This is a genomic window from Streptomyces sp. NPDC057854, from assembly GCF_042797055.1.
Taxonomy (GTDB): Bacteria; Actinomycetota; Actinomycetes; order Streptomycetales; family Streptomycetaceae; genus Streptomyces.
On record NZ_JBHVMF010000018.1, the window covers coordinates 89,354 to 106,294 of the forward strand.

Here is a 16,941-nt window from a genome sequence, read left to right on the forward strand (position 1 = left end):
CACCCCCCACAGGAGAGGCCCCGGTCGTCATCGACGGAGCCGCAGCACGGCTCCGTACTCCCTACAGCGCCGCGGCTGCGGTTTCTGTCACACCCCGGACCCGGCGAGAAGATTGCAAGTTGTACAAGGTGCCCGTACCCGCGTGGACGCGACACCCGGTCTCCGCGTAGCGTGCTGGAGCGCGAAGCGGACTCGGCGGCGATGACCGGCCCCGATGAAGCGGCCGGCGTACCCACGCGCGCGCGAGGCGACCGACGGACAGGGTTTGGGGAGTGCTGGGGGACGACGCGGAGCTGACGGCCGCGGTGCTCGCTGCGCAGAACGGGGACGAGGACGCCTTCCGGACTGTGTACCGCGCCGTGCATCCCCGTCTGCTGGGCTACATGCGCACACTGGTCGGCGACGCCGACGCCGAGGACGTCACCTCCGAGTCCTGGCTCCAGATCGCCCGCGACCTCGACCGCTTCAGCGGCGACGCGGACCGCTTCCGCGGCTGGGCGGCCCGCATCGCCCGCAACCGCGCCCTCGACCACATCCGGATGCGGGGCCGCCGGCCCGCCTCCGGCGGTGACGAGACCGAACTGACCGACAAACCCGCCGACTCCGACACCGCGGGCGAGGCCCTGGAGGCCCTGGCCACCGGCGACACCCTCGCGCTCATCGCCCGCCTCCCGCAGGACCAGGCCGAGGCCGTCGTCCTGCGCGTCGTCGTCGGCCTCGACGCCAAGAGCGCCGCCGACGCCCTCGGCAAGCGCCCCGGCGCCGTCCGCACCGCCGCCCACCGCGGCCTGAAGAAGCTCGCCGAACTCCTCGGCGCCGACGGCCCGGCCGGCGCCGGACCCGGCGAGGAGCCCGCCGACGGCGGCCAGGCGCTCGACGGAGTGCCCCCGCAGCGCGGCCGGAAGCAGGGGTTCATAGCCCCCGGCGGTGTGACGCATTGGCGTCCGCGTACGCAGAAGGACATGTGATGGCCGACGAGCGGTACCAGTGGCTCGACCCGGAGGCCGCGGAGCGGCTGCTCCGCGGCGAGCCCGTCGACCCCGCCGACCCGTCCGCCCGCCCCGGGGCGGCGGCCCTCGCCGACGCCCTCGACGCGGCCCGCGCCGCCACCGCCCCCACCCCCGGCACCCCGCTCGCGGGGGAGGAGGCCGCCCTCGCGGCCTTCCGCACCGCCTCCGCCGCCCGCGCCGCCGCCGCGGCGACCGCGGCCACCGCCCCGGCCGACCTCGGCCACGTCCGGCTCGCCCCCGCCGCCGCACCGGGCCCGCGCTGGGGCCGCTCGCTGCGGTACGGGCTGGCCGCCGCGCTCGCCGCCGTCACCGTCGGCGGCGTCGCCGTCGCCGCCGGCACCGGGGTGCTCCCGCTGGTCGACAAGGAACCCTCCCGCACGGTCACCGCCGCGGAGACCGCCACCCCGCCCGGCACCGGCGAACCCACCGCCGGCGTCGAACGGCACGAGGACCCGTCCCGCAGCGCGGACCCCCGCCACCCGTCCGGCACCCCCGCCCCCGGTACGAGCCCCACCGCCCGCCCGCACGACGGCACCGCGACCCCCCGCCCCGGCACCACCCCCGGCGGCGACCGCACCGACGCCGCCGACCCCACGGCCCCGGCCCGCTCCGGCGGCGACAGCCGCGAGGCCAGGACCGAGGCCTGCCGCGACTACCGCTCCGGACGCCTCGACGACGCGAGCCGCCGGCGGCTCGCCGCCGGCCTCCGCGCCGACGAGTCCCTGCGCGCCTACTGCGACCGGATCCTCGGCCCCGCCACGGACGGGACGAAGACCGGCGGCGGCACGGGCTCCGGCTCGGAAGGCGGCACGGGCTCCGGCGCGGACGGCGGCTCCGGCGGCGCCAAGGACGGCGACCGGGACGGCGACAAAGGCGGCGACGCGAAGGACGGCGGCGACGGGGACGCCAAGGACGACGGCGACGCCGGCGACGGGAAGGCACCGGACCTCTCCCACGGCACCGTCCCCGCCCCCGGCGACCCCCGAAAGCGCGCCAAGGACCGCCCCGACCCCAAGCACCGCCCCAAGGCCGAGGCCGGCGACCGGGACCGGGACCGGGCGCAGGCCGCGTCCCACACCGAGACCATGGCCGGAGCGCCCGCGCGGGCCCTCGCGCTCTGCCCCACGGGAGCCCCCGGCACGGGGGTGTGACACTTTCGGGCCCGCCGGCGCAGTACAGAGTGAGCCGACTGGTCATCGGCCGCGCGAGAGAGCCGGGGTTCCCCCCGTACCTACGGCTCCGCGCACCCGGCGCGGGTGGGACACGTTCCCCCGGTCCCACCCGCGCCCCTTTCTCCCGCCCGGTCCGCTACCAGTGGACGACGACCTTGTCGCCGACCTTCACCTGGTCGAAGAGGGCCGCGATCTTCGCCCGGTCCCGGACGTTCACACAGCCGTGCGAGGCCCCGGCGTAGCCGCGCGCCGCGAAGTCCGACGAGTAGTGCACCGCCTGGCCGCCGCTGAAGAACATCGCGTACGGCATCGGCGTGTGGTAGATCGTCGACGTCCACTCCCGGGCCTTCCAGCCCACCGCGAACGTGCCCTCGCGGGTCGGGGTGTTCTCCGAGCCGAAGCGCACGTCCATCGACGACACCACCCGGCCGTCGATCATCCAGGCCAGCGTCCGGCTCTCCTTGCTGATGCAGAGCACCCGGCCGGTCATGCAGCGCGCGTCCGGCGTGTCCAGCGCGTTGGTGGTGGACGGCTTCAGCTCGTCCGCCGTCGGCTTCTTCGTCGCCGCGACCAGCCGGTCCCAGGTCGTCGCGTCCACCGCGCCCGTCGCCGGCAGCCCCCGCTTCTTCTGGAAGGCCGAGACCGCCCTCGCCGTGATCGAGCCGTAGAAGCCGGTCGGCGCCCGGTCGAAGTGGTCGAGCTGCCGCAGCCGCGCCTGGAGCTCCCGCACCCGCTCGCTCTCGTCGCCGTCCTTCATCAGCGCCTTCGCGGCGGGCGCCGCCGAGGACGACGAGGGCGCCGGCGCGGGCGACGACGGCTTCCCGTCACCCGGAGTGGGCGCAGGAGCGGAGGACGAGGCCGGCGCCGGGGCCGTCGTGGACTTCCGCGCCGTGGGGCCCCCGCTCCCGCCCCCCGCCGCCTGGGCCGTACAGCCCGTGACGGCGAGGGCCACGGCGGCGGTGGCGAGAACGGCTCTGCGTATGGCGGATGAACGCTTCATGGTGGCCCCCCGGGAGATGTGCTGTGCCCATAGGGATGCTTCCCGCGCGCCCGCGGTTGCGCACCTGTGCGAGCAAGCGCTCATGCTGTGAGGAAGGTCCCAGCGTGCTGCTCTCCACCGGGCCGCGCACCCGCGGCTACAGTCCGTCGCGAGGGTCGGTACCGCCGAGTATGAGCGGCAGCAGGTCAATCGGGAGGCACAAGCAATGGCGCGCGAGTCGGAGTCGGGACTGCCCATCGAGCCGGTCTACGGACCGGAGGCACTGGAGGGCTGGGATCCCGCCCGCAAGCTGGGGGAGCCGGGGGCGTACCCCTTCACCCGCGGGGTGTACCCGTCGATGTACACGGGCCGCCCGTGGACGATGCGGCAGTACGCCGGCTTCGGCACCGCCGTCGAGTCGAACGCCCGCTACAAGCAGCTCATCGACAACGGCACCATGGGCCTGTCGGTCGCCTTCGACCTGCCCACCCAGATGGGCCACGACTCGGACGCGGCGATCGCGCACGGCGAGGTCGGCAAGGTCGGCGTGGCGATCGACTCCGTGGACGACATGCGGGTGCTGTTCGACGGCATCCCGCTCGACAAGGTCTCCACGTCGATGACGATCAACGCCCCCGCCGCGCTGCTGCTGCTGATGTACCAGCTGGTCGGTGAGGAGCAGGGCGTGCCCGCCGAGAAGCTGACCGGCACCATCCAGAACGACGTGCTCAAGGAGTACATCGCGCGGGGCACGTACATCTTCCCGCCGAAGCCCTCCCTCCGTCTGATCGCGGACATCTTCAAGTACTGCAGGGCCGAGATCCCGAAGTGGAACACGATCTCGATCTCCGGCTACCACATGGCCGAGGCCGGCGCCTCGCCCGCGCAGGAGATCGCGTTCACCCTCGCCGACGGCATCGAATACGTCCGCACCGCCGTCGCGGCCGGCATGGACGTCGACGACTTCGCGCCGCGCCTCTCCTTCTTCTTCGTGGCCCGGACGACGATCCTGGAGGAGGTCGCGAAGTTCCGCGCCGCCCGCCGGATCTGGGCGCGGGTCATGAAGGAGGAGTTCGGCGCGAAGAACCCCAAGTCGCTGATGCTCCGCTTCCACACCCAGACCGCCGGCGTGCAACTCACCGCCCAGCAGCCCGAGGTCAACCTGGTCCGCGTCGCCGTCCAGGGCCTCGCGGCCGTCCTCGGCGGCACCCAGTCGCTGCACACCAACTCCTTCGACGAGGCCATCGCCCTGCCGACGGACAAGTCCGCCCGCCTCGCCCTGCGGACCCAGCAGGTCCTCGCGTACGAGACCGACGTCACCGCCACGGTCGACCCCTTCGCCGGGTCGTACGTGGTCGAGAAGATGACCGACGACGTGGAGGCCGCCGCGCTGGAGCTGATGGCCAAGGTCGAGGAGCTCGGCGGCGCCGTCGACGCCATCGAGCGCGGCTTCCAGAAGAACGAGATCGAGCGCTCGGCGTACCGCATCGCGCAGGAGACGGACTCCGGCGAGCGGGTCGTCGTCGGCGTCAACCGCTTCACGATCGACGTCGAGGAGCCCTACGAGCCGCTGCGCGTCGACCCGGCCATCGAGGCCCAGCAGGCCGACCGGCTCGCCCGGCTCCGCGCCGAGCGCGACCAGCCGGCCGTCGACGCGGCCCTCGCCGCCCTGAAGAAGGCCGCCGAGGGCACCGACAACGTCCTCTACCCGATGAAGGACGCGCTCAGGGCCCGCGCCACCGTCGGCGAGGTCTGCGACGCGCTGCGCGAGGTCTGGGGCACCTACACGCCCAGCGACGTCTTCTGATCCGCTGATCGTCCGCCCGTTGAAACTTCAAGCGGAGTGTCGTACCGGTGTGCGACACTCCGCTTCATGCTGGGTGTCACCGATCTGCCGACCTACCTCGCCGGGCTCGTCCTCATCATCCTCCTGCCCGGGCCGAACTCGCTCTACGTGCTGTCCGTCGCCGCCCGCAAGGGCACCCGCACCGGGTACAAGGCCGCGGCCGGCGTCTTCACCGGCGACACGATCCTGATGACCCTGGCCGCGCTCGGCGCCGCCTCCCTCCTCCAGACCACCCCGCTGCTCTTCACGATCGTCAAGTACGCGGGCGCCGGCTACCTGGCCTGGATGGCGTACGGGATGCTCCGCGCGGCACGCGACATGTGGCGGTCGCGCCGCGAACCCGCCGGGGCGGAGACCGAGACGGCCGACGGCGGCTCCACCGAGCACCCGTACCGCCGGGCGCTCGTCATCAGCCTCTTCAACCCGAAGGCGATCCTCTTCCTGATCTCCTTCTTCGTGCAGTTCGTGGACCCCTCCTACGCCTACCCGGCGCTCTCCTTCCTGGTCCTCGGCACCCTGCTCCAGCTCGGCAGCTTCCTCTACCTCACCACCCTGATCTTCAGCGGCACCCGCCTCGCCGCCGCCTTCCGCCGCCGCAAGCGCCTCTCCGCCGGCGCCACCTCCGCCGCCGGCGCCCTCTTCCTCGGCTTCGCCGTGAAGCTCTCCCTCAGCAGCGCCGCCTGACCGCGGTTGACCCTCACACCGTGTGAGGCCGTTCCGTAGGGGGCGTCATGTTCACCATCGGAGACTTCGCCCGGCACGGGCGGGTGTCGGTCCGGATGCTGCGCCACTACGACGCCATCGGACTGCTGCGCCCGGCCCACGTCGACCCGCACAGCGGGTACCGCTTCTACACCGCGGACCAGCTCGCGCGGCTCAACCGCGTCATCGCGCTCAAGGACCTCGGCTTCACCCTGGAACAGGTGGGGGCCATCCTCGGGGACGACATCGGCGCCGACGAGCTGCGCGGGATGCTCCGGCTGCGCCAGGCCGAGCTGGAAGCGGCCCTGGAAGCGGCGCGGGCCCGGCTCGCCCAGGTCGGCGCGCGGCTCCGAGCCATCGAGAGCGAGGGACGCATGTCCACACAGGACGTCGTCGTCAAGAAGATCCCCGCCGTCCGGATCGCCGAGCTGAGCGCGACCGCCGCCGGCTTCGAGCCGGAGGCGATCGGGCCCGTCATCGGGCCGCTGTACGAGGAGCTGTGCGGCCGGCTGGAGGCCGCCGGCGTCACCGGCTTCGGGCCCGGGATCGCGTACTACGAGGACGCCGGCAAGGGCGACGGCTCGGTCGTCGTGCACGCCGGCATGACCGTGCCCGACGGCACCGCGGCCGAGGGCGTGCGGGTGCACGTGCTGCCGGCGGTCGAGGAGGCCGCGACCGTCGTCCACCGGGGCTCCATGGACGACGTGCTGGCGACCACCCAGGTGCTCGCCGCCTGGATGGGCACCAGCGGGTACGCCTCCGCCGGATACGCCCGCGAGCTGTACCTGGAGTGCCCGGAGGACCCGGCCGGGTGGGTCACCGAGATCCAGGAACCCGTCACCCGCGCGTGACGGCGGGGCCCGGGACCTCCGCACCGGTCCCGGGCCCGTCCCGGGCGGCTACTTCATCAGCGCCTTCCGCAGCCGCAGCGCCCGGCGGGCCAGCCGGCGGACGCGCGGGTGCCGGGGCACCGGCAGGCCGCCCGGCAGGTCCAGGACGGTGAGCCGGCGGCGGGTGAAGTGGTGCCGGGTGCGCTCGGCGTACGGCCCCGACAGGTGGCGTACCGCCGCCTCCCGCAGGTCGGCCCTTATGTTCGGCTGCATCGCGAAGCCGACCGCGGCGACCAGGTCGTCGAGACGCGCGGCGTCCGTCACCGGCTCCTCGTCGTCCGGGCCCGGCACCAGCGGCGGGAGGACCGCGTCGACGACCGTCAGCGGGATCCGGTTGCTGTTCTGGAACGGGGTGAGCCGCTGGAGCAGCTCCCGGGTGCCGACCCGGGCGACCGGCAGGCCGTAGAAGCTGCGGGCGGTCATCAGCGCCGTCGAGAAGCAGCCGACGACCAGCGCGGGCCGCAGCTCCCGGTACAGCACCTCGGCGAGGACCGGCCGGGTCTCGACGGTGAGTTCGGCGCCGAGCCGGGCCGCCTCGTCGGCGAGCGCGGCGGTCCACGCGTCGGGGGCGGTGGGGTGCGGCTTGAAGACGAGCCGGCGGTGGCCGCGGGCGACCGCGCCGCGCACCATGCTCAGGTGCAGCTCCTCCTCCTCGGCGGCCGTCATGAGGTTCAGCGCGGCCAGGTACTGGCCGAGGAGCAGCGCGGGGCCCTCGCCGCCGCCCGCCGGGGCGTCGGTGCCGGCCAGTTCCGCGACCGCCTTGGTGAACGCCTCCGCCGGCACGGTCTCGGGCACCGCGCCGAACTCGCCGAGCAGCAGCGGCCGGAGTCCCGGCACCAGGTCGAGGTGGAGGAGGCGGGCGGCCCGGCCGCCGATCAGCGGGTCGATCTTGTTGCGGGTGGGGCCGTAGCTCATCAGGCCGTCGGCGTAGACGGTGATGGCCGCCTCCGGGAGGAGGGTGGCGATGGCGAGGGCCGGGGTGACCTGGATGGACTCCAGGACCAGTTCGATCCGGTCGTCGCCGAGCCCCCACAGCTTCTGGAGGTGCCGCTGGAGCATCGGCACGTCCTGGCCGCGCGGGGTCCAGCCGCCGGGGTGCAGCGGGGAGATGGTCTCGTTCCAGGAGACCACCTCGTCGAAGCGGTCGCGGATCCGGTCGAAGCCCTCGGCCTCGTCGAGGGACGGAGCGGTCTCCGGGACGGGCGCGTTGTGGGTGACGAGCAGGATCCGCCGGGCGGCGGAGCCGAAGCAGCCGCTGTCTATGGCGGCGGCCAGCGTGACCGCGCCGTACAGGGTGGACGCGGCGAAGATCTGGGTCGTACGGCGCTCGCTCACGCGGCCACCTCCGAGGGGGTCGGGCCGGCCGCCGGACCCCGGCCGCCCGGCGGGGCCGGCGGCGGGGGCGCGGGACGGCGCCGGCGGAGTCTGCGCAGCACCGCGGCGCGGTCGCCGCCCATCGCGGTCAGCGCCTGGTCGAGGACGTCCTGCGGCATCCGGCGCAGCGCGCCCGCGCTCATCGCCTTCAGCTTCTTGGCCACGTCCGGCTCGAACTTCTCGACGGATCCGACGTGATGGGCGATGACCGCGCAATAGGTGCGGACGGCTTTCGGGAGAAAGCGGTCGGCTTCCCGGTCCTTCGCGGTCTCCTCGATGACGAGGTCGAATGCGCGGATGAAATCCAATTGCCGTACGTCGCCGATCTGGGTGAGCGAGGTCGCCACTCCGCGCCGGTAGAAGACGCCGAGTTCGCCGATGGCGGCGAAGGATTCCGCCTCGCGGTGCAGCCGCCAGATCCACGGCCGGTCCTCGGCGGTGCGCAGGCCGTGCGGGAAGTGCAGCAGCCCGCGGTCGAGGAGCCGGCGGTGGTAGATGCCGGCCCAGGCGAAGGGGTAGTCGACGGAGGTGGTGCGGTGGGCCGGGAGGATCGCCTCGCGCGGGTCCAGGACCTCGGCGCGGCGCGGGACGGGCACCCGGCGGACGGAGCGGGCGCGGCCGGTGACCGAGGTGTGGTCGGTGCGCAGGAAGTCGCAGCCGAGGTCCTCGGCGGCGGTGACCAGCCGTCCGTAGTAGCCGGGGGAGAGCCAGTCGTCGCCGTCGAGGAAGGCGACGTACTCGCCGCGGGCGGCGTCGAGACCGGTGTTGCGGGCCGTCGCCAGGCCCTCGTTCCGCTCGTGCCGGATCAGCCGGGCGCCGGGCAGGTCGCGTACGGCCCGCTCCAGGATCGCGGGGGTGTCGTCGGACGAGCAGTCGTCGACGAGGAGGAACTCGAAGTCGTCGCGGGCGTTGGCGCGCAGACTGGCGAGGGTGTCGGGGGCGTATGTCTGCACGTTGAAGAACGGCACGACGACGGAGAGCTTGACCACGCGGCCGACGCTAGGCGCCCGCCCGGCCGCCCCGCCGACCGTCCGGGGGATTTTCGGTGAACACGAAGCGGCGGGCTGATTAACCGCCTTTACCCGAGGGGATTTCGGGCCGTCCAACGGCTGAATCCCGGGCCGCTTCAGATCACGGAGAGGTGCTGTTCACCGTTTGTTGCGGCTCAGTTGGGCCGTAGACCGGAATGCCCTTCTAGCGTCCTCGACGTGCCAGCAAGTTCCAGTGAAGCGGTACGGGTCGCCGTACTCGCGGATTCCGACACCCGGTGGAAATGGGGTGCGCTCACCGCGCGCCGCATCACCGCCGCGGACACCGAACCGACCGGGTTCGTGCTCCGCGGCCGGGCCACCCCCACCGCCCGCCAGCTCGCCGAGACGGGGGCCTCCACGGCCGCCCCGCGCGAGGTGACCGGCGCGGAGTTCCTGCGCGAGGTGCGGGACGCGGAGGCCCGCGGCGAGCGGTACGACGTCGTGGTCCTCGCGCTGGTCGGCGGCACCGTCCGCGCGGTCCTCCAGGGTCTTGCGGACCTCGGCCTCGACCGCCGGCCGGTGATCGTCACCGGCTACGTCGGGGTCGTCTACGAGAAGCTGGCCGACGGACTGCTGCTGCGCCACGGCGCCGACGTCGTCCTCGCCAACTCCCGGCACGACGCGGACCGGTTCCGCGCCGTGTACGAAGGGGTCGGCGCGGACGCCGGGTCGGTCGTCGAGGCCGCGCTGCCGTTCCTCGGCGGTGCCCCGCACCGCCCGGAAGCCGGCCGCGACACCCTGGTGTTCGCCGCCCAGCCGTCCGTACCGGTCACCCGGAAGGAGCGGGCGTACGTCCTGGAGCGCCTGGTCCGGCACGCCCGGCTGCACCCGGAGCGCGAGGTCCTCCTCAAGCTCCGCTCCAAGCCCGGCGAGCACACCACGCACCTGGAGGAGCACCCGTACCAGAAGCTGGTGCGCGACCTCGACCCGCCCGCCAACTTCCGCCTGGTGTACGGGCACATGGGCGAGGTTCTGGACCGCACCGACCTGCTGGTGACGGTCTCGTCGACGGCCGCGCTGGAGGCCCTGCACCGGCGGATCCCCACCGCGATCCTCACCGACTGCGGGATCCGCGAGGTCAACGGCAACCACCACTTCCTCGGCTCCGGCCTCCTCACCTCCTTCGACCGGCTCGACCGCGGCGAGGTGCCCGAGCCCGACGAGGAGTGGCTGTCCCGGCAGGGCGTCGCCTCCGACGGCGGCTACGGCTCCGCCTTCGACGCCGCCCGGGAGCGCGTCGCGAAGCTCCTCGCGCTGCCCGCACTGCCCCCGATCAGCCCCTACTACACCGCGGAGACGGCCCCCGGCTACCTGCCGGGGATCCTCGCCCGCCACCGCCTGGACGTCACCGCGCCCCCGGTCCGCGACAGCGGACTGCGCCGGATCGTCCGCGAGGCGGCGCGCGGCGCCTACCGCCACGGCGTCCAGCGCGTGGCGCCCGTCGTCCGACGCCTGGGAGAACTGTGATGCCCGAGAAGCAGCCGAGCCCGACCGTGCTCGCCGTCATCCCCGCGCGGGGCGGCTCCAAGGGCGTCCCCGCCAAGAACCTGGCCCCGGTCGCCGGGATCCCGCTGGTCGGCCGGGCCGTCCGGGCCTGCCTGGGCGCCGCCGGCGTCACCGACGTCGTCGTCTCCACCGACGACGCGGCCATCGCCGCCGCCGCCCGCTCCTTCGGCGCCGAGGCCGTCCAGCGGCCCGCCGCGATCGCCGGTGACACCGCCACCAGCGAGTCCGCCGTGCTGCACGCCCTCGACGCGTACGAGGCCGGCCACGGCCGCACCGTCGACGTGGTCCTCCTCGTCCAGTGCACCAGCCCCTTCCTCACCCCTGCCGAAGTGGCCGACGCCGCCGCCCGGATCACCTCCGGCGCCGCCGACACCGCCTTCACCGCGGCCCCCTCGCACGGCTTCCTGTGGAAGGAGACCGCCGAGGGCGCCACCGGCGTCAACCACGACAAGGCCCACCGCCCGCGCCGCCAGGACCGCGAGCCCGAGTACCTGGAGACCGGCGCCGTCTACGCGATGGACGCGGCCGGCTTCCGCACCCACGGGCACCGCTTCTTCGGCCGCACCGCCGTCGTCGTCACCGACCCGGCCCGCGTCCTGGAGATCGACGACCCGCACGACCTGGCCCGCGCCAAGGCCCTCGCGCCGCTCCTCGACACGCCGGCCACCCCGTCCTTCGCCGACGTCGACGCGGTCGTCCTCGACTTCGACGGCACCCAGACCGACGACCGGGTCCACCTCGACGCGGAAGGAAGGGAGTTCGTCTCCGCCCACCGCGGCGACGGCCTCGGCATCGCGGCCCTGCGCCGCGCCGGACTGCCCGTCCTCATCCTCTCCACCGAACAGAACCCCGTCGTCGCCGCCCGCGCCCGGAAGCTGAAGATCCCCGTCCTGCACGGGATCGACCGCAAGGACCTCGCCCTCAAGGAGTGGTGCGAGGCCGAGGGCATCGACCCCGGACGCGTCCTCTACGCCGGCAACGACGTCAACGACCTGCCCTGCTTCCACCTCGTCGGCTGGCCCGTCGCGGTGAGCAGCGCCCACGACTCCGTCCGGGCCGCGGCCCGCGCGGTCACCGTCACCCCGGGCGGCTTCGGAGCGATCCGCGAGATCGCCGCCTGGCTCCTCGGACCCGAGCTGAACACCCCCACCACCACCCCTGCCGAATAAAGGAAGCACCACCATGAGCACCCGTCTGCGCACCCTCGGCCCGAAGACCGCCGGCCCGGGTCAGCCCGTCTACATCTGCGGCGAGATCGGCATCAACCACAACGGCGACCTCGAGAACGCCTTCAAGCTGATCGACGTGGCCGCCGAGGCCGGCTGCGACGCCGTCAAGTTCCAGAAGCGCACGCCCGAGATCTGCACCCCGCGCGACCAGTGGGACATCGAGCGCGACACCCCCTGGGGCCGGATGACGTACATCGACTACCGCCACCGCGTCGAGTTCGGCGAGGACGAGTACCGCCAGATCGACGAGCACTGCAAGAAGCGCGGCATCGACTGGTTCGCCTCCCCGTGGGACACCGAGGCCGTCGCCTTCCTGGAGAAGTTCGACGTCCCCGCCCACAAGGTGGCCTCCGCCTCCCTCACCGACGACGAGCTGCTGCGCGAGCTGCGCGCCACCGGCCGCACCGTCATCCTCTCCACCGGCATGTCGACGCCGAAGCAGATCCGCCACGCCGTCGAGGTCCTGGGCAGCGACAACATCCTGCTCTGCCACGCCACCTCCACCTACCCGGCCAAGGCCGAGGAGCTGAACCTGCGCGTCATCCAGACGCTCCAGGAGGAGTACCCGAACGTCCCGATCGGCTACTCCGGCCACGAGACCGGCCTCCAGACCACCCTCGCCGCCGTCGCCCTCGGCGCCACCTTCGTCGAGCGCCACATCACCCTCGACCGCGCCATGTGGGGCTCGGACCAGGCCGCCTCCGTCGAGCCGCAGGGCCTGGAGCGCCTCGTCCGCGACATCCGCACCATCGAGACCGCGCTCGGCGACGGCGTGAAGAAGGTGTACGAGTCGGAGCTCGGCCCGATGAAGAAGCTCCGCCGCGTCCTGGAGCCCGTCTCCGCATGACCGGCCGCCTGGCGTTCGTCGAGAGCCCCGTCCAGCTCCTGAACGTCCTGGAATGGGCGCACGCGCGCGGCCGGGGCCACGTCCCGGCCGCCGCGGGCCCCGGCGGTCCGGAGCGTTCCGCCGCGGGTCCGGCTCCCGTCCCCGACCTCGCGATCGTCGTCCTGTCGCCGACCGACCCCATGTCCCGGGGCCAGCTGCGCCGGATGGCCCAGCTCGCCCGCGACGAGGGGTTCGACGTGCGCTGGCAGGAGGCGCGGGCCGGGCGCGGCGCGCTCGCGCGGACCCTGCGGGAGCTCGGCGGGCCGCTGCGCGCCGCCGAGCGGGTGATCGTCGGCGACCCGTTCTCCCGGTACGTCCAGCTGCTGCTCACCCTCTTCGGTCCCCGGCACGTCACGGTCGTCGACGACGGCACCGCGACCATGGAGTTCGCCGCCCAGCTCGCGGGCGGGGAGCGGCTGGTCCGCTGGCACCGCAAGGGCGACCTCGGGCCGCGCGAGCTGGTCCTCGCGCCGGTCACCTCGATGGCCCGCCGCCGGCTGGCCCCCGGGCCCGGCCGGACCGTGGAGATCTTCACCTCGCTGCCCGTGCAGGCGCCGCCCGGCACCGAGGTCACCGAGAACGCGTACGCGTGGACCCGGGAGCGCTTCGGGCCGCCGGCGCTCACCGGCGGCGCCGACCTGGTGGGCACCTCGCTCGTGGAGACCGGGGTGGTCGACGCGGAGCACTACCTCCGGGTGGTCGGGCAGCTCGCCCGTACCCACGGCGCCACCCGCTACTTCGCCCACCGCCGCGAGACCCCGGAGAAGCTGCACCGGGTGGCGGTCGAGACCGGGCTGCAGGTGGTCCGGCCGGACCTGCCGCTGGAGCTGATCGCCCGGCGCGGCCCGATCGGCGCCACCATCGTCAGCTTCCCGTCCACGGTCGTCCACACCCTGCCGCTCGCGCTGGCGGGCACCGGGGTGAAGGTCGCCGTCTGCGAGATCGCGCCGGAGTGGCTGCGGGCCACCGCCTCGCCGCGGGCCCAGGGCTTCCTCGCCGGCGTCGCGGGCACGGCGTCGGGCGCGGACCGGCTCACCCCGCGCTCGGCGAACCCCGCCGACCGGCTCGAATTCGGGTGACCATACCCATACGGAGTGTGTCCCATGCGCGGCAAACCGAGATTCTTTCCCCTAACGGGCTGAAGTTTTCGTGATCAACGGGCAGTTGATCACCGGATGGGCCTACGCTTCAAAGGGTGAACCAGTTGAAGTCCCGTGAGCCCGGATCCGCCACCCTGCCCGGAACGCTGCCCTCCGCCCTGCGCGACGAACTGATCGCCTTCCGCAGGGACTTGCACATGCACCCGGAGCTCGGCAACCAGGAGTTCCGTACCACCGCCGCGCTCAAGGCCCGCCTGGAGGCGGCCGGCCTGGCGCCGCGCGTCCTCCCGGGCGGCACGGGACTCCTCTGTGACATCGGCACCTACGACGGCGGGCGCCCCATGCTCGCCGTCCGCGCCGACCTCGACGCCCTCCCCATCCCGGACGCCAAGACCGTCGCGTACCGCTCCACCGTGCCCAACCGCGCGCACGCCTGCGGCCACGACGTGCACACCACCACCGTCCTCGGCGCCGGCCTGGTGCTGGCCGGGCTGGAGCGCGAGGGACGGCTGCCCCGGCCGGTGCGGCTGCTCTTCCAGCCCGCCGAGGAGGTGCTGCCGGGAGGCGCGGCCGACGCGGTCGCGGCCGGCGTCCTCGACGGCGTCGGCCGCATCATCGCCGTCCACTGCGACCCCAAGGTCGACGCCGGGCGGATCGGGCTGCGCACCGGCCCCATCACCTCCGCCTGCGACCGGCTGGAGATCACCCTCGACGGCCCCGGCGGCCACACCGCCCGCCCGCACCTCACCACCGACCTGGTGACGGCCGCCGCCCGGATCGCCACCGACGTGCCGGCCGTGCTGGCCCGCCGGGTCGACGCCCGCTCCGGCCTCTCCGTCACCTGGGGCCGCATCGAGGCCGGGCACGCGCCCAACGTGATCCCGCAGCACGCCGAGCTCTCCGGCACCGTCCGCTGCCTCGACCTGCCGACCTGGCGCGACGCGCCCGACCTGGTGCACGCCGCCGTCGACGAGGTCGCCGCGCTGCACCGCGCCAAGTCCACCGTCAACTACGTCCGGGGCGTCCCGCCGGTCGTCAACGACCCGGTCGTCGCCGAACTGCTCCGCGAGGCCATGACCGCCCGGCGGGGCGCCGACTCCGTCGAGGACACCGAGCAGAGCCTGGGCGGCGAGGACTTCTCCTGGTACCTGGAGCACGTGCCCGGCGCGATGGCCCGGCTCGGCGTCCGCACCCCCGGCGACCCCCGCGTCCGCGACCTCCACGCGGGCGATTTCGACGTCGACGAGCGGGCCATCGGGGTGGCCGTGGAGCTCTTCACCGCCGCCGCGCTGATCGACGCCGGCTGACCCGGCGACCGTTCGTTCACGAACTGCACGAAGGGGCGGCCACGCACCTGCGTGGCCGCCCCTTCGGAGGGGTCCAAGTGGGAGGACCGGTTGGCTAGACGGGCTCGTTGACCTCGGACGAGACGCTGACGACGCCCACGTTGCCGCCCCCGCCGCAGTTGGCGGTGGAGGTCTGGCCGCCCCGGGTGTCCTTCCACGGCCCCCACACGTTGAACTTGCTTCCGTGGGGGGTCACACACTGGATCCGGACGCGGTGCGTGGTGAGCCGGGTGTTGCCACCCGTGCACTTCGCGCTTCCGCCGGTCCCGCCGGCAACCTTCCACGTGGTGCACACCGCGCTGGCCGCCGCCGGGGCGGCGGTCGCGAGCAGCGTGGCTCCGGTGGCCAAAGTCATCCCCATGGCCGTTGCGATGATCTTGCGGGAAATCAAGGGTCCCCCTGTAGGTTGTTTCGGCCAAAAGCCCTGGTCGTAGGCTGGCCTGTGGTCGGAAGCAGGCTAGATCAAGTAGACGATCGAATGAGTGCATGGCCAGGAACTTGGCTGGATCATGTCGCTCCCGCGCTCCTCGCTCTGCCTGTCGTAGGGTGACCGAGCCCTCACTCTCGCGCGGTGCTGCGCGTCGATACGGTAACGACTCATGAACGGGTCTTTAACTGACATCTACGCGCGTTACGATCGCCGAAAGCCAGCGCCGGAAGAGGCGCTTTCGGTCAGTCTTGAAGGGACCCTCCTCTTGCGCCGGATCACCAGGATCACCACCGTGGGCATCGCCTCCGCGGCGCTCGCGCTCTCCGTCACCGCCTGCGGCAAGTCCTCCTCCGAGGGCGGCTCCGGCTCGGACGACAAGGGCGGCAAGGCCGCCATCGCGTACGACATCGGCGGCCGCGGCGACCAGTCCTTCAACGACGCCGCCTACGCGGGTCTGAAGAAGGCCGAGGACGAGCTGGGCGTCAAGGGCTCCGAGGCCGAGCCGTCGTCCGGCGAGGGCGACGCCGACAAGGTGCAGCGCCTCACCTCGCTGGCCCGCGCCGGCAACAACCCGGTCATCGGCATCGGTTTCGCCTACGCGCCGGCCATCGAGAAGGTCGCCAAGCAGTTCCCGAAGACGACGTTCGGCATCATCGACGACACGTCGAAGACGGGGCCGAACATCGCCAACGTCGTCTTCAACGAGGAGCAGGGCTCCTACCTGGCCGGCGTCGCCGCCGCCAAGGCGTCCAAGTCCGGCACGATCGGCTTCATCGGCGGCGTCGAGGTTCCGCTGATCAAGAAGTTCGAGGCGGGTTATGTCCAGGGCGCCAAGGACACCAACCCGAAGGTGAAGGTGCTCACCCAGTACCTGACCCAGCCGCCGAACATGGACGGCTTCGCCAAGCCCGACCTCGGGAAGGCCGCCGCGGAGGGCCAGCTCGACAAGGGCGCCGACGTGATCTACGCCGCCGCCGGTCTCGCCGGCTCCGGTGCGATCGAGGCCGCCTCCAAGGCGGGCAAGTGGTCCATCGGTGTCGACTCCGACCAGTACAAGCAGACCGGTCTCGCCGCTTACAAGGACTCGATCCTGACCTCGGTCACCAAGGACGTCTCCGACTCCGTCTTCAACCTGATCAAGTCGGTCAAGGACGGCAAGCCGCAGACCGGTGAGGTCCGCTACGGTCTCGCCACGGACGGCGTCGGCCTCTCCGACTCCAACCCGAAGTACAAGGCGATGACCGACCTGATCGCCGCCGTGGACAAGGCGAAGAAGGACATCGTCGACGGCAAGATCACGGTCAAGACCGCCCCGTAAGGCGAGCGGCTCACGATCTGTCGCCCGGGCCCGGCCCCGGTGGGACTCCCACCGGAACCGGGCCCCGGGCCCATTCCCGTACGGGTTTTCACTTTTCGGCAGCGCTACGCGTGTAGATGTCG

At 73.2% G+C, this 16,941-nt stretch carries 15 protein-coding genes; 11 read left to right on the forward strand and 4 right to left on the reverse strand.

Translation table 11 applies throughout. The annotated features are described in order from the left end of the window. The first annotated feature begins 272 nt into the window (after positions 1-272). Both ACFVQZ_RS24850 and ACFVQZ_RS24855 read left to right on the forward strand, forming a co-directional pair. Positions 273-968: an RNA polymerase sigma factor gene (locus ACFVQZ_RS24850; protein WP_383626168.1), complete on the forward strand. Its 696-nt coding sequence runs from the start codon at positions 273-275 to the stop codon at positions 966-968. After that, positions 968-2,161 (forward strand): hypothetical protein, encoded by a 1,194-nt coding sequence (locus ACFVQZ_RS24855; RefSeq protein WP_383626171.1) that lies wholly within the window; start codon positions 968-970, stop codon positions 2,159-2,161. The genes ACFVQZ_RS24850 and ACFVQZ_RS24855 overlap by 1 nt, the downstream gene beginning before the upstream one ends. Positions 2,162-2,318: 157 nt before the next feature. Here the strand turns inward: ACFVQZ_RS24855 and ACFVQZ_RS24860 are convergent, their stop codons facing one another. Next, positions 2,319-3,182 carry a L,D-transpeptidase family protein gene (locus ACFVQZ_RS24860; RefSeq protein ID WP_051788171.1) on the reverse strand — a complete coding sequence of 288 codons (864 nt, stop codon included), beginning with the start codon at positions 3,180-3,182 and terminating at the stop codon, positions 2,319-2,321. Between the two features lie 205 nt (positions 3,183-3,387). Between ACFVQZ_RS24860 and ACFVQZ_RS24865 the strand changes: the two genes are divergently transcribed. The 3 genes from ACFVQZ_RS24865 to ACFVQZ_RS24875 all read left to right on the forward strand — a co-directional run bounded on the left by ACFVQZ_RS24865 (position 3,388) and on the right by ACFVQZ_RS24875 (position 6,560). Continuing rightward, a complete protein-coding gene (locus ACFVQZ_RS24865) occupies positions 3,388-4,968 on the forward strand; it encodes a methylmalonyl-CoA mutase (RefSeq protein ID WP_383626175.1) in 1,581 nt (526 codons plus the stop codon). Between the two features lie 66 nt (positions 4,969-5,034). Further along, positions 5,035-5,691 (forward strand): leucine efflux protein LeuE, encoded by a 657-nt coding sequence (gene leuE / locus ACFVQZ_RS24870; RefSeq protein WP_030496845.1) that lies wholly within the window; start codon positions 5,035-5,037, stop codon positions 5,689-5,691. 47 nt (positions 5,692-5,738) lie between these two features. Further along, positions 5,739-6,560, forward strand: a complete 822-nt coding sequence (locus tag ACFVQZ_RS24875) for a MerR family transcriptional regulator (RefSeq protein WP_030496846.1) — start codon at positions 5,739-5,741, stop codon at positions 6,558-6,560. A gap of 48 nt (positions 6,561-6,608) precedes the next feature. On the opposite strand, the gene ACFVQZ_RS24880 is transcribed toward ACFVQZ_RS24875, so the two are convergent. Together ACFVQZ_RS24880 and ACFVQZ_RS24885 are read right to left on the reverse strand one after the other, a co-directional pair. After that, positions 6,609-7,934 (reverse strand): polysialyltransferase family glycosyltransferase, encoded by a 1,326-nt coding sequence (locus ACFVQZ_RS24880; RefSeq protein ID WP_383626177.1) that lies wholly within the window; start codon positions 7,932-7,934, stop codon positions 6,609-6,611. Continuing rightward, positions 7,931-8,962, reverse strand: coding sequence for a glycosyltransferase family 2 protein (locus ACFVQZ_RS24885; RefSeq protein WP_383626179.1), 1,032 nt, complete (start codon positions 8,960-8,962; stop codon positions 7,931-7,933). Before ACFVQZ_RS24885 ends, ACFVQZ_RS24880 begins: the two co-directional genes overlap by 4 nt. Before the next feature lie 219 nt (positions 8,963-9,181). Between ACFVQZ_RS24885 and ACFVQZ_RS24890 the strand changes: the two genes are divergently transcribed. The 5 genes from ACFVQZ_RS24890 to ACFVQZ_RS24910 all read left to right on the forward strand — a co-directional run bounded on the left by ACFVQZ_RS24890 (position 9,182) and on the right by ACFVQZ_RS24910 (position 15,032). Continuing rightward, positions 9,182-10,471 (forward strand): DUF6716 putative glycosyltransferase, encoded by a 1,290-nt coding sequence (locus ACFVQZ_RS24890; protein WP_383626182.1) that lies wholly within the window; start codon positions 9,182-9,184, stop codon positions 10,469-10,471. Then, positions 10,471-11,679 carry a cytidylyltransferase domain-containing protein gene (locus ACFVQZ_RS24895; protein ID WP_383626185.1) on the forward strand — a complete coding sequence of 403 codons (1,209 nt, stop codon included), beginning with the start codon at positions 10,471-10,473 and terminating at the stop codon, positions 11,677-11,679. Before ACFVQZ_RS24890 ends, ACFVQZ_RS24895 begins: the two co-directional genes overlap by 1 nt. A gap of 13 nt (positions 11,680-11,692) precedes the next feature. Further along, a complete protein-coding gene (locus ACFVQZ_RS24900; RefSeq protein WP_030496851.1) occupies positions 11,693-12,586 on the forward strand; it encodes an N-acetylneuraminate synthase family protein in 894 nt (297 codons plus the stop codon). After that, the gene (locus ACFVQZ_RS24905; RefSeq protein ID WP_383626188.1) at positions 12,583-13,704 is read left to right on the forward strand and encodes a hypothetical protein; all 1,122 of its coding nucleotides are present in this window, start codon (positions 12,583-12,585) and stop codon (positions 13,702-13,704) included. Before ACFVQZ_RS24900 ends, ACFVQZ_RS24905 begins: the two co-directional genes overlap by 4 nt. A gap of 116 nt (positions 13,705-13,820) precedes the next feature. Continuing rightward, a complete protein-coding gene (locus tag ACFVQZ_RS24910) occupies positions 13,821-15,032 on the forward strand; it encodes an amidohydrolase (protein WP_030496853.1) in 1,212 nt (403 codons plus the stop codon). A 94-nt stretch (positions 15,033-15,126) separates the two neighbouring features. Here the strand turns inward: ACFVQZ_RS24910 and ACFVQZ_RS24915 are convergent, their stop codons facing one another. Beyond that, on the reverse strand, positions 15,127-15,432 hold the full coding sequence (locus tag ACFVQZ_RS24915; protein ID WP_321193267.1) for a hypothetical protein: 306 nt from the start codon (positions 15,430-15,432) through the stop codon (positions 15,127-15,129). A gap of 334 nt (positions 15,433-15,766) precedes the next feature. Between ACFVQZ_RS24915 and ACFVQZ_RS24920 the strand changes: the two genes are divergently transcribed. After that, a complete protein-coding gene (locus tag ACFVQZ_RS24920) occupies positions 15,767-16,819 on the forward strand; it encodes a BMP family ABC transporter substrate-binding protein (protein WP_030496855.1) in 1,053 nt (350 codons plus the stop codon). Positions 16,820-16,941: the final 122 nt, after the last annotated feature.

Coding starts and splice junctions, on each gene's coding strand:
- ACFVQZ_RS24855 (WP_383626171.1), top strand. CDS start 968: ATGGCCGACGAGCGGTACCAGTGGCTCGACCCGGAGGCCGCGGAGCGG.
- ACFVQZ_RS24860 (WP_051788171.1), bottom strand. CDS start 3,182: ATGAAGCGTTCATCCGCCATACGCAGAGCCGTTCTCGCCACCGCCGCC.
- ACFVQZ_RS24865 (WP_383626175.1), top strand. CDS start 3,388: ATGGCGCGCGAGTCGGAGTCGGGACTGCCCATCGAGCCGGTCTACGGA.
- leuE (WP_030496845.1), top strand. CDS start 5,035: ATGCTGGGTGTCACCGATCTGCCGACCTACCTCGCCGGGCTCGTCCTC.
- ACFVQZ_RS24875 (WP_030496846.1), top strand. CDS start 5,739: ATGTTCACCATCGGAGACTTCGCCCGGCACGGGCGGGTGTCGGTCCGG.
- ACFVQZ_RS24895 (WP_383626185.1), top strand. CDS start 10,471: ATGCCCGAGAAGCAGCCGAGCCCGACCGTGCTCGCCGTCATCCCCGCG.
- ACFVQZ_RS24900 (WP_030496851.1), top strand. CDS start 11,693: ATGAGCACCCGTCTGCGCACCCTCGGCCCGAAGACCGCCGGCCCGGGT.
- ACFVQZ_RS24905 (WP_383626188.1), top strand. CDS start 12,583: ATGACCGGCCGCCTGGCGTTCGTCGAGAGCCCCGTCCAGCTCCTGAAC.
- ACFVQZ_RS24915 (WP_321193267.1), bottom strand. CDS start 15,432: ATGGGGATGACTTTGGCCACCGGAGCCACGCTGCTCGCGACCGCCGCC.